Here is an 11,678-nt window from a genome sequence, read left to right on the forward strand (position 1 = left end):
GGAATTACATGATAGCTTACTGCGGTAAGCATCGATGTATGCTTTTTTCTGCACGTCTGCCCTCCAGTCTACTCTGACTGGAGGGCTTTTTTTATAGACAACAGATGAAATAGAAAGGGGATTATGGATATGGCTGAAAAAGCAACCATACTAGATGAACAAGCCATCACGCGGGCGATCACACGTATTGCCCATGAAATTATCGAAAAGAATCGAGGCATTGATCACTGCATCGTAGTCGGTATTAAGACAAGAGGTGCGATCTTGGCGAAACGCTTAGCAGATAAAATTGAACTAATTGAAGGGAAGCCGATCAAAACAGGTGAATTGGATATTACATTATACCGAGATGACCTTCAATTAAAGAATGAACAAGGAGAAGCGTATGTACAGCAGGTCGATATCGAACATGACGTAGCGAATCAAAAAGTCATCCTAGTAGATGATGTTCTCTATACAGGTAGGACGGTACGGGCAGCGTTAGATGCAATTATGGACTTAGGAAGACCTTCATCTATTCAGCTAGCTGTATTAGTAGATCGAGGTCATCGAGAACTACCGATTCGTCCAGACTTTGTAGGGAAAAATATCCCGACTTCAAATGAAGAACGAGTAGTAGTGAGTATGATTGAAAAAGATGGAACAGATGGAGTCACCATTCACACACGCACATTATAAGCAGCTGGGGGAAATCATAAATGAACGTAAAAGTATTGGATGTACATGAAAAGCCGCAACCTATTCGCTGGCTTGCACTCAGCTTACAACATATGTTCGCCATGTTTGGCGCAACAATCTTAGTACCGCAATTAGTAGGCTTAAGCCCAGCTATCGCGCTATTAACGAGTGGGATCGCAACGATCGTATTTATTATCGTGACGAAGTTCCAAGTACCAGCTTATCTAGGCTCTTCATTCGCTTTTATTGTACCGATTCAGATGGCGACACAATCGGGCGGTATCGGCAGCGCAATGATAGGTAGTATGTTCGTAGCATTGGTCTATGCGATCGTATCGTTAGTAATTTATAAAACTGGTTATAACTGGATAATGAAAATATTACCGCCTATCGTAGTAGGACCCGTCATTATGGTAATCGGATTAGCACTTGCACCGACAGCTATTGATATGGCGAGCACGATCAATGTGGATGGAGCGGATGTTTACAGCGGCTTACACTTTTCCGCGGCTCTAGTTACACTTGCTTCTGCAGTATTTTGCTTGATGTTCTTTAAAGGGATTATCAGTTTGATGCCCGTACTTATTGGTATCGTAGTGGGGTATATCTACTCTGCTTTCATCGGTATTCTAGATTTCAGCGAAGTGGTAGAAGCCAAGTGGTTTGCGGTACCCGAAATGCTCATCCCAGGTGTTGATTACGAATTCATCGTCACACCGACACTACTAATCATTATGGTGCCAATCGCGATCGTCACGATCTCTGAGCATATAGGACACCAACTTGTATTAGGCAAAGTAGTAGATAGGAATTATATTGAAAGTCCTGGATTACACAGATCATTGCTTGGTGATGGACTAGGAACCCTCATGAGTGGACTAGTCGGAGGACCACCTAAAACTACATACGGAGAAAACATTGGCGTACTTGCTATCACTCGAGTCTACAGTGTATATGTGATCATGGGGGCTGCAGTATTTGCGATACTCTTCTCCTTCATCGGTAAAATTACGGCGTTGATTGCTACAATTCCATCGGCAGTACTTGGTGGAATATCTATTCTGTTGTTTGGCATCATCGCTTCATCAGGAATACGCATGCTCATTGACCACAAAATCGACTTTGATAATCAACGGAATCTAGTCATCGCATCCATCATTTTAGTAATTGGAATTGGTGGGGCGACGATTAATATAAGCGAAACATTCCAAATCGGTGGCATGGCACTGGCTGCAATTGTCGGTGTTCTGTTGAACCTAGTATTGCCAGGTAAAACAGACGAAACTTTGATGGATAAGGAAGAATAGAAAACCAAAAGCAGTTCATGCATGACGTACTTGCATTTCGCGGAGGAGGAATATCTGATGGAACATTTAGTTTCAATGAAAGACCTGACAGTGGATGAAATCATGCTCATACTCGAACGGGCAGCGATTTTTAAGCGACTAGGGTTCAGGGAATTGCCTGGAACATATACCGTCAGCAACTTGTTTTTTGAACCTAGTACGAGAACGAAAACGAGTTTTGAGATGGCGGAACGTAAAGTAGGCGCGCAAATTATCCCCTTTGAAACGAGTTTCTCGAGTACCTTAAAAGGTGAATCTTTGTATGATACGATTAGGACGCTGGAGGCAATAGGTTTGGATGCCTTAGTCATTCGTCATCCGGCTGATGGTTTTTATGAGGAATTAGTAAAGAGAACGAATGTGGCAATCATTAATGCAGGCGATGGATCGGGTCAGCATCCGACGCAGTCCCTGCTCGATATCTTCACGATTCAAGAGGAGTTTGGTCATTTTGATGGGGTAAAAGTATTGATTGCGGGAGATATCGCCCACAGTCGGGTAGCTCGCTCCAATGCGGAAGCTTTGCGGAAGCTGGGGGCTGAGGTCACGTTCCTTTGCCCACCTGAATGGGCGGGGGAATTCGACAGTGTCGACAACTGGGATGATGTCATTGAAACGAGTGATGTAGTCATGCTCCTTCGAGTACAACACGAACGTCATAATACAGAGATGGCCTATACGAAAGCAGCTTATCATGAGCAATACGGTCTGACTATAGAACGAGCGGCTAGAATGAAAAAAGATGCAATCATCATGCATCCAGCTCCAGTAAACCGTGATGTAGAAATAGCAGACAGTTTAATAGAAAGTCCACAATCACGAATTTTTAAGCAGGTAGAAAATGGCGTCTATATTCGAGCAGCTGTTCTAGAACTTATATTGAAGGGGCGGAAGTAATATGAACACGTTAATTCAACAAGTGCAAATGGTAAATGAAGAAGGCAAGATCATCGAAACAGATATTAAAATTGCAGATGGAAAGATTGCGGAAATAGGTACTCAACTAGTAGCAGACGGATATGAAATTATAGAAGGTAAAGGACTACTCGTATCACCTGGCTTCATTGATGTACACGTACATTTGCGTGAGCCGGGCGGAGAGCATAAAGAAACCATTGAAACAGGTACACACGCGGCAGCAAAAGGCGGATATACTACTATTTGTCCAATGCCGAATACGCGTCCAGTACCTGATACAAAAGAAAACCTTGAAAAGATCAACACATTAATTAAAGAGAATGCTAAAATTCGTGTGCTTCCTTATGCGTCCATCACGATTAGAGAAGCGGGAAAAGAACGCACAAATCTTTCAGAATTAAAAGAACATGGCGCATTCGCGTTCACGGATGATGGTGTAGGAGTTCAAGAAGCAGGCATGATGTACGAGGCGATGAAAGATGCAGCGAAGATCGATATGGCCATTGTGGCGCACTGCGAAGACAATACATTAATCTATGGTGGCGCAATGCACGAAGGAAAACGTAATAAGGAACTTGGCTTACCAGGGATTCCTTCCATTGCGGAATCTGTACATATTGCACGGGATGTTTTACTCGCGGAAGCCGCGGGCGCACATTATCACGTTTGTCACGTCAGCACGAAAGAATCGGTTCGCGTAATCCGTGACGCTAAAAAAGCCGGTATTCATGTAACAGGAGAGGTCAGCCCTCACCACTTGTTATTGACAGAGGATGATGTGCCTGGAGATGATGCAGACTGGAAAATGAACCCTCCGCTACGTGCTATCGAAGATCGCGAGGCATTGCGCGAAGGTTTGATGGATGGGACATTGGATTGTATCGCAACAGACCACGCACCGCATACAGCAGATGAAAAGGCTGTAGGTATTGCAAAAGCACCATTTGGCATCACAGGATTTGAAACGGCATTTCCTTTACTGTATACAAACTTCGTCAAACCAGGACATTGGACACTTAAACAACTTCTTGACTGGATGACAGTAAAGCCTGCGGAAGTCTTCAACTTGCCTTACGGTAGGCTTGAAGTAGGTGCTGAAGCAGATTTAGTACTACTTGATCTAGAGAAGCAACAAACAATCGACCGTACTACATTTGTTTCAAAAGGTAAGAACACACCATTTGACGGAGTGGAATGCACAGGATGGCCTGTAATGACAATTTTCGATGGAAACATCGTATGGAAGGATGGTCAATGATGACAAAAAGATACTTAGTATTAGAAGACGGATCTATTTTTGAAGGAAAAGCATTCGGAGCAGAGAATGCTTCAATAGGAGAAGCTGTGTTTGCAACAGGTATGACAGGATATCAGGAGACAATTTCAAATCCTTCAGGTTGTGGACAAATTGTTGTGATGACCTATCCGCTAATCGGTAACTACGGTATTAACCGAGACGATTATGAATCCATCGACTTGGCGATTAACGGCTTAGTTGTTAGAGAATTAGCAGACGAGCCTTCAAACTTTCGTAGCGGCATGTCACTAGGAGATTTGCTTATTTTAAAAGGTATTCCAGGTATTCAGGAGATTGATACGCGCAAACTAACACGTCTATTACGCGATAAAGGTTCATTACGAGGTAAATTGACTGCTGCTGGCGAAGGGATCGATACCGATGCGATAGTTGCGGAACTTCAACAATATGAATTGCCAACAGATTTAGTAGCGAAAGTATCTACCAAGCGTCCCTATCCAAGCCCAGGCTTAGGCAAACGTGTTGTCGTCATCGACTATGGCATTAAACATGGCATTTTACGTGAATTAAATAAAAAGGACTGCGATGTGATAGTCGTACCTTATGATACATCAGCGAAAGAAATTTTGGCGTTGTTCCCCGACGGTATCCTATTATCGAACGGACCAGGAAATCCCGAAGACCTACAAGGTGCAGTAGAAACAATAAAGGAATTAATGGGGGAGAAACCTATCTTCGGTATCGGACTTGGCCATCAATTATTCGCGCTCGCATGCGGTGCTAAAACAGCAAAGATGAAGAACAGCCATATTGGTGGGAATTATCCGGTTAAAGACTTGAATACAAACCGTACCGATCTGACTTCACAAAGTCATGGATATGAAGTACTGGAAGACTCTTTAGCAGGGACAGGTCTTGAAGTGACACATATCGCGTTGAATGACAATTGTATTGAAGGGCTTCAATGTGAGAAGTTGGAAGCATTCACTGTTCAGTTCCACCCAGAAGCATCACCAGGACCACAAGATTCAAGCTATATATTCGAACGTTTCATTCAATTGATGACTGCAAGCAACAGAAAGGAGAATACTAATGCCTAAACGTACTGACATAAAATCCATCCTCGTAATTGGTTCAGGTCCTATTGTAATTGGACAAGCAGCAGAATTTGACTATGCAGGTACACAAGCCTGTTTATCTCTTAAAGAAGAAGGGTACCGAGTTATTTTGATCAACTCAAACCCTGCAACTATTATGACTGATACGGAGATGGCAGATAAAGTGTATATCGAACCCATCACACTTGAATTCGTTAGCCGCATTATTCGCAAAGAACGCCCAGATGCTCTACTTGCGACATTAGGCGGACAAACTGGTTTAAACATGGCGATTGAGTTGCATGAATCAGGGATCTTAGATGAATTAGGAATCGAGATTTTGGGTACAAAGCTCGATGCAATTCACAAGGCAGAAGACCGCGACTTATTCCGAACATTAATGAATGAAATGGGTGAGCCTGTTCCAGAGAGTGATATCATTCATAATATTGATGAAGCCTATGCGTTCGTCCATAAGATTGGGTATCCAGTTATCGTCCGTCCTGCGTTCACACTAGGTGGAACAGGTGGCGGAATTTGCCACAATGATGAAGACTTAGAAGAAATCGTAGCAAGTGGTTTGAAATACAGCCCCGTTACACAGTGTCTTCTAGAGAAATCTATCGCAGGTTTTAAAGAAATTGAATATGAAGTAATGCGTGACTCTGCCGATAACGCGATTGTCGTGTGTAATATGGAAAACGTGGATGCTGTAGGGATCCATACAGGTGACTCTATCGTAACAGCACCATGCCAAACATTGACCGACCGCGAAAATCAGATGCTTCGTAATGTTTCATTGAACATCATTCGTGAGTTGCAAATCGAAGGTGGCTGTAACGTGCAGCTAGCACTTGATCCGCATAGCTTTGATTACTACATCATTGAAGTAAATCCGCGTGTCAGTCGTTCATCTGCACTAGCTTCCAAAGCAACTGGTTATCCAATCGCGAAACTTGCTGCGAAAATTGCTGTCGGTTTGACGCTGGATGAAATGATGAATCCGGTAACGGGTAATACGTATGCTTGCTTCGAACCGACACTGGACTATGTAGTAACGAAAATTCCACGTTGGCCTTTTGATAAGTTCGAATCAGCGAAGCGTAACTTGGGTACCCAAATGAAAGCAACGGGTGAAGTCATGGCGATGGGCCGGACATTCGAAGAATCCATCATGAAAGCGGTCCGTTCATTGGAAACAGGACAATTCGATTTGTCACTTTCTGGTGGTGGTGAGATGTCTGACGAATGGATTGAAAAACGTATTCGCAAGGCAGGCGATGAGCGACTGTTCTTCATCGGAGAAGCCCTGCGTCGTGGTGTAACAATCGAAACTTTACACGAATGGAGCGCTATTGATTTATTCTTCTTGCGCAAATTTGAAAATATCGTTCGGTATGAAGAAACATTGAGAGATCATCCATATGACAAAGCAATTGGTTATAAAGCGAAACGACTTGGATTCCCGGATGCTACGATTGCACAGCTTTGGAATACAACCGATCGTGAAGTATACAAGTGGAGACGAGAGCAAGAATTGGTTCCGGTGTATAAGAAAGTAGATACGTGTGCAGGTGAATATGAATCCGATACTCCATACTTCTATGGTACGTATGAAGAGGAAAATGAATCGGTAAGAACGGATAAAAAGAGTGTGATCGTCTTAGGTTCAGGCCCAATCCGTATTGGACAAGGGGTAGAATTCGATTATGCGACAGTGCACTGTGTATGGGCTATACAACAATCAGGATATGAAGCGATCATCGTCAATAACAATCCTGAAACAGTTTCGACTGACTTCTCCATCTCGGATAAGTTGTACTTCGAACCGTTAACCATTGAAGATGTGATGCATATCGTGGATCTTGAGCAACCTGAAGGTGTGATCGTCCAGTTTGGTGGCCAAACAGCAATCAACTTGGCGGATGAATTAGAAGCACGTGGAGTAAAAATTCTAGGTACATCACTTGAAGATATCGACCGTGCAGAAAATCGTGATAAATTTGAGAGTGCTTTGCATGAAATCGGCGTACCACAACCGCTTGGCAAGACCGCTTTGTCAGTTCCGGAAGCAGTTGCAATCGCAACAGAAATTGGCTATCCAGTTCTAGTTCGTCCGTCGTATGTCTTAGGTGGCCGTGCAATGGAAATTGTCTACTATGAAGAGGAATTACTGCAATACATGGAGAACGCGGTAAAAGCTAGCCCTGAACATCCAGTATTGATCGACCGGTACTTAACAGGTACGGAAATCGAAGTCGATGCAATTTGTGACGGGGAAACTGTATTAATACCTGGCATCATGGAGCATATCGAACGTGCAGGTGTTCACTCGGGTGACTCGATCGCAGTGTATCCTCCACAAAACCTGTCACAGTCTATGATTGAAACGATTGCGGACTATACGAAACGTTTGGCTCTCGGGCTCAAAATACGCGGGCTAATGAATATCCAGTTCGTTATTTCAGAAGGACAAGTTTACGTAATCGAAGTAAACCCACGTTCAAGCCGTACGGTACCATTCTTGAGCAAAATTACGAATATCCCGATGGCAAATGTGGCAACTCAAGCGATCTTAGGTACATCTATTTTAGAACAAGGCTACACCGATGGACTTGCAGAAGCACCAGCAGGCGTCTATGTCAAAGTGCCGGTATTCTCTTTCGCCAAGCTTCGTCGTGTAGATATTACACTCGGACCTGAGATGAAATCAACCGGTGAAGTAATGGGTAAAGACGTAACATTGGAAAAAGCATTGTACAAAGGCCTAGTAGCAGCGGGAATGGAAGTTAAAGAATACGGTACTGTGTTAATGACAGTTTCCGATAAAGATAAAGAAGAAATTGTGGATATCGCAAAACGTTTCATTGAAACCGGTTATCACATTATGGCAACAGAAGGTACGGCTAAAGCACTCGAAGCAGAAAATATTGAAGTGAAAACAGTAGGTAAAATTGGCACAGAAGGTCCAACGTTGATCGATGTTATCCAAAAAGGACAAGCGCAATTGGTGATCAACACATTGACTAAAGGAAAACAACCGGCACGTGACGGCTTTAGAATTCGTCGTGAAACAGTGGAGAATGGAGTTCCTTGCTTTACCTCTATAGATACAGCTGCTGCTATGTTATCCGTCATCGAGTCCATGACATTCCAGACGGATGCTATGCCGCAACCGCAGGTGGTAAAATGATCATCCAAGATTTGATGACCATCAGTTCGCAAAAGGAAATCGCGCAAAATATTTTTGAAATGAAATTAAATGGCAAGTTGGTCGGAGAAATTACTTCTCCTGGCCAGTTTGTCCATATCCGAGTATCGGATTCCTTTGAACCGTTACTGCGACGTCCCATTTCCATAGCTGAAATGAATCCAGAAAAAAATGAAATGACTATCATCTACCGAGCGGAAGGACGAGGTACTTCCCTTTTGTCCGAAAAACGTGAGGGAGATGTAGTGAATGTACTGGGACCTCTAGGAAATGGTTTTCCCGTTGAAGAAACAACGGCTGGTCAAACAGCTGTATTGATTGGTGGCGGGATTGGTGTGCCACCACTTTATGAACTGTCAAAACAGCTAACTGCAAAAGGAGTTAATTGTATTCATATACTTGGTTTCGAATCGGATCAAGTGGTTTTCTATGAAGAAGAATTCGCCGCTTTAGGCGAAACGCATATCGCTACAGTGGATGGCAGTAACGGCACACAAGGATTTGTTACGAATGTCATGAGTGAGATAGCTGATGACTTCGAAACGTTTTACAGTTGTGGGCCTATGCCCATGCTCGATGCCGTGCAAAAAGCGTATGTGCATAAAAAAGGATTCTTATCGTTTGAACAACGTATGGGCTGCGGTATTGGAGCTTGTTTCGCTTGTGTTTGTCATACAAATGAAAATGCGACAGATCAGACGTACGTCAAAGTATGTTCTGATGGTCCAGTATTTCCGGCAGGGGTGGTGCAAATATGAATAGACTAGCGATGACTTTGCCAGGGCTTGAATTAAAAAATCCGATTATGCCTGCATCTGGTTGTTTCGGTTTTGGCAAAGAGTACGGTAATTTGTACGATTTGTCCCAGCTCGGAGCAATCATGATTAAAGCGACTACAGAAGAAACACGTTATGGTAACCCGACACCACGAGTGGCAGAAACATCTTCGGGTATGTTGAATGCGATCGGTCTTCAAAACCCAGGGCTACAAGGCGTGTTGAATAATGAGTTGCCATGGTTAGAGAAGTTCGATGTTCCTATTATTGCAAACGTCGCAGGATCTGAAACTGCTGATTACGTGGAAGTAGCGAAACAAATTTCAAAAGCGCCAAACGTTCAGGCACTTGAATTAAATATATCGTGCCCGAACGTCAAATGTGGCGGAATTTTGTTTGGCACGGATCCTGAAATAGCAAAAGAACTGACAGCGGCTGTTAAAGCGGTTTCGGCTGTACCTGTTTATGTGAAACTGTCACCAAATGTCACAGATATTAAAGCAATGGCATTGGCAGTAGAAGCGGGTGGAGCAGATGGAATTACGATGATCAATACATTAGTCGGAATGCGTCTAGATGAAAAAACAGGCAAGCCGGTTATTGCGAATAAAACAGGTGGTTTATCTGGCCCAGCGATTAAGCCAGTTGCGATTCGCATGGTCTACGAAGTAAGCCAAGTCGTGACTATTCCGATCATCGGAATGGGTGGCGTTACATGTGTACAGGATGTCGTAGATTTCATGTCTGCCGGTGCAAGTGCAGTAGCAGTAGGCACTGCCAACTTCGTAGATCCGTTTGTATGTCCAACTATTATTGAGCAGTTGCCTGCGAGATTAGATGAGCTAGGAATTGATCATATATCTGAATTGGTCGGAAGGAGTCATCGCGTATGAATCGCTCTCCAATTATTGCGTTAGATTTTGATTCAGCTGAAAAGACATTCGATTTCCTGAAAGCATTTGATCACTCAGTCAATGTCAAAGTTGGAATGGAATTATATTATAAAGAAGGTCCTGCTATGATTGCCCGCTTGAAGGAAGAAGGCTACTCGATCTTTCTGGATCTTAAATTGCATGATATTCCAAATACCGTTAAATCAGCAATGAAAGTCCTGGCTTCACTTGAAGTCGACATGGTCAATGTACATGCGGCCGGTGGTAAGACGATGATGGAAGCGGCACTCGAAGGTCTTGAATCCGGTACTGTTGCGGGTATCAAACGTCCAGCATTAATTGCAGTGACTCAACTGACCTCAACAGACGACCGTCAAGTGAATGAAGAGCAACTGATCAGTGTTCCGCTTCGTAAATCCGTGGAACACTATGCGAAATTAGCTAAGTCTGCCCACTTGGATGGAGTAGTCTGTTCAGTACAAGAAGCGAAGATTATTGAAGAAGTATGCGGCAAAGACTTCTTCAAAGTCACACCCGGTATTCGTTTGGCGGAAGGCGATACGCACGATCAAAAGCGCGTGGCGACACCGGCGAAAGCATGGCAGGAAGGTTCTACGCACATTGTGGTAGGACGTGCTATTACAGGTGCTGATAATCCACTAGAAGCGTATCGAAAAGTGAAAACATTGTGGGAGGGAATTATTTCATGACTAGAGAAAAAGAAGTGGCACAGATCCTATTAAATGTAGGAGCGGTAGCGATTAATCCGGAAGAGCCGTTCACATGGGCTTCAGGAATCAAGTCGCCTATTTACTGTGATAACCGCTTAACCATGGCGGATCCGGTTGGGCGTAAGGAAATTGCTGAAGGACTTGCGGCTTTGATTCGCGTTCATTATCCTGAGACTACAGTCATTGCAGGAACTGCGACAGCAGGCATCCCACACGCAGCATGGGTTGCGGATATTCTGAAGTTGCCAATGGTCTATATCCGATCTACTGCTAAAGCACATGGTAAGAGCCGTCAAATTGAGGGTAAAATCGAGCCGAATGCGAAGGCGGTCATTATTGAAGATTTAATTTCGACAGGCGGAAGCAGCTTGAATGCAGCGAACGCGTTGATTGCAGAGGACGTGGAAGTATGCGGAATCGTCTCGATCTTTACATATGAGTTACAAAAAGCGGATGAGAAATTTGCAGAGGCGAATCTTTCTTACCATAGCTTGACGAACTTTGAGGCGCTTGCTGAAGTTGCGAAAGAAGAAGGCGCAGTTAAAGAAGAGTCTATGAATGAATTGATGGAATGGCATACGAAATTGAAACAAGGCACGCTATAAATATATAACGGTTCCCAACTACGGGGACCGTTTTTATTTTGAAAAAGAAAGAAGAGCAGAGTACCGTTGATCCACTTTCCACATAGTGAGCCAATCGTTGTTTTTTACTTCTGTTGAATATTTAGTAGGAAAACAGCTGACGACCTTTATTGGTAAAGAAGGTTG

The 11,678-nt window shown here is 43.6% G+C and carries 10 protein-coding genes; all 10 read left to right on the top strand.

Features of this window, described 5'->3' with window-relative positions:
- Positions 1 to 129 precede the first annotated feature (129 nt).
- From pyrR to pyrE, 10 genes are read left to right on the top strand one after another with little or no spacing between them, the layout of a single operon-like run.
- On the top strand, positions 130 to 678 hold the full coding sequence (pyrR, locus tag CSV61_RS02715; protein ID WP_083035376.1) for a bifunctional pyr operon transcriptional regulator/uracil phosphoribosyltransferase PyrR: 549 nt from the start codon (positions 130 to 132) through the stop codon (positions 676 to 678).
- A gap of 20 nt (positions 679 to 698) precedes the next feature.
- Positions 699 to 1,985, top strand: coding sequence for a uracil-xanthine permease family protein (locus tag CSV61_RS02720; RefSeq protein WP_083035377.1), 1,287 nt, complete (start codon positions 699 to 701; stop codon positions 1,983 to 1,985).
- 57 nt (positions 1,986 to 2,042) lie between these two features.
- Entirely contained in the window at positions 2,043 to 2,921 is an 879-nt protein-coding gene (locus CSV61_RS02725; protein WP_083035378.1) for an aspartate carbamoyltransferase catalytic subunit, read from the top strand.
- 1 nt (position 2,922) lies between these two features.
- Positions 2,923 to 4,200: a dihydroorotase gene (locus CSV61_RS02730; RefSeq protein ID WP_083035379.1), complete on the top strand. Its 1,278-nt coding sequence runs from the start codon at positions 2,923 to 2,925 to the stop codon at positions 4,198 to 4,200.
- A complete protein-coding gene (locus tag CSV61_RS02735) occupies positions 4,200 to 5,300 on the top strand; it encodes a carbamoyl phosphate synthase small subunit (protein ID WP_099638018.1) in 1,101 nt (366 codons plus the stop codon). The genes CSV61_RS02730 and CSV61_RS02735 overlap by 1 nt, the downstream gene beginning before the upstream one ends.
- Positions 5,293 to 8,490, top strand: coding sequence for a carbamoyl-phosphate synthase large subunit (gene carB, locus CSV61_RS02740; protein ID WP_099638019.1), 3,198 nt, complete (start codon positions 5,293 to 5,295; stop codon positions 8,488 to 8,490). The genes CSV61_RS02735 and carB overlap by 8 nt, the downstream gene beginning before the upstream one ends.
- Positions 8,487 to 9,266 carry a dihydroorotate dehydrogenase electron transfer subunit gene (locus tag CSV61_RS02745; RefSeq protein ID WP_083035381.1) on the top strand — a complete coding sequence of 260 codons (780 nt, stop codon included), beginning with the start codon at positions 8,487 to 8,489 and terminating at the stop codon, positions 9,264 to 9,266. Before carB ends, CSV61_RS02745 begins: the two co-directional genes overlap by 4 nt.
- A complete protein-coding gene (locus CSV61_RS02750; protein WP_099638020.1) occupies positions 9,263 to 10,177 on the top strand; it encodes a dihydroorotate dehydrogenase in 915 nt (304 codons plus the stop codon). The genes CSV61_RS02745 and CSV61_RS02750 overlap by 4 nt, the downstream gene beginning before the upstream one ends.
- Positions 10,174 to 10,887, top strand: coding sequence for an orotidine-5'-phosphate decarboxylase (pyrF, locus tag CSV61_RS02755; RefSeq protein ID WP_099638021.1), 714 nt, complete (start codon positions 10,174 to 10,176; stop codon positions 10,885 to 10,887). Before CSV61_RS02750 ends, pyrF begins: the two co-directional genes overlap by 4 nt.
- Complete coding sequence (gene pyrE, locus CSV61_RS02760; RefSeq protein ID WP_099638022.1) at positions 10,884 to 11,513, top strand: orotate phosphoribosyltransferase; 630 nt, start codon at positions 10,884 to 10,886, stop codon at positions 11,511 to 11,513. The genes pyrF and pyrE overlap by 4 nt, the downstream gene beginning before the upstream one ends.
- Positions 11,514 to 11,678 lie beyond the last annotated feature (165 nt).

This window comes from Sporosarcina sp. P3, from assembly GCF_002743415.1.
GTDB classification, from domain to species: Bacteria; Bacillota; Bacilli; order Bacillales_A; family Planococcaceae; genus Sporosarcina; species Sporosarcina ureae_A.

Bases quoted from the DNA above. Each gene is read 5' to 3' on its own strand.
- CSV61_RS02730 (WP_083035379.1), top strand. From the start codon at position 2,923: ATGAACACGTTAATTCAACAAGTGCAAATGGTAAATGAAGAAGGCAAG.
- CSV61_RS02735 (WP_099638018.1), top strand. From the start codon at position 4,200: ATGACAAAAAGATACTTAGTATTAGAAGACGGATCTATTTTTGAAGGA.
- pyrE (WP_099638022.1), top strand. From the start codon at position 10,884: ATGACTAGAGAAAAAGAAGTGGCACAGATCCTATTAAATGTAGGAGCG.
- CSV61_RS02725 (WP_083035378.1), top strand. From the start codon at position 2,043: ATGGAACATTTAGTTTCAATGAAAGACCTGACAGTGGATGAAATCATG.
- pyrF (WP_099638021.1), top strand. From the start codon at position 10,174: ATGAATCGCTCTCCAATTATTGCGTTAGATTTTGATTCAGCTGAAAAG.
- carB (WP_099638019.1), top strand. From the start codon at position 5,293: ATGCCTAAACGTACTGACATAAAATCCATCCTCGTAATTGGTTCAGGT.
- CSV61_RS02720 (WP_083035377.1), top strand. From the start codon at position 699: ATGAACGTAAAAGTATTGGATGTACATGAAAAGCCGCAACCTATTCGC.
- pyrR (WP_083035376.1), top strand. From the start codon at position 130: ATGGCTGAAAAAGCAACCATACTAGATGAACAAGCCATCACGCGGGCG.
- CSV61_RS02750 (WP_099638020.1), top strand. From the start codon at position 9,263: ATGAATAGACTAGCGATGACTTTGCCAGGGCTTGAATTAAAAAATCCG.
- CSV61_RS02745 (WP_083035381.1), top strand. From the start codon at position 8,487: ATGATCATCCAAGATTTGATGACCATCAGTTCGCAAAAGGAAATCGCG.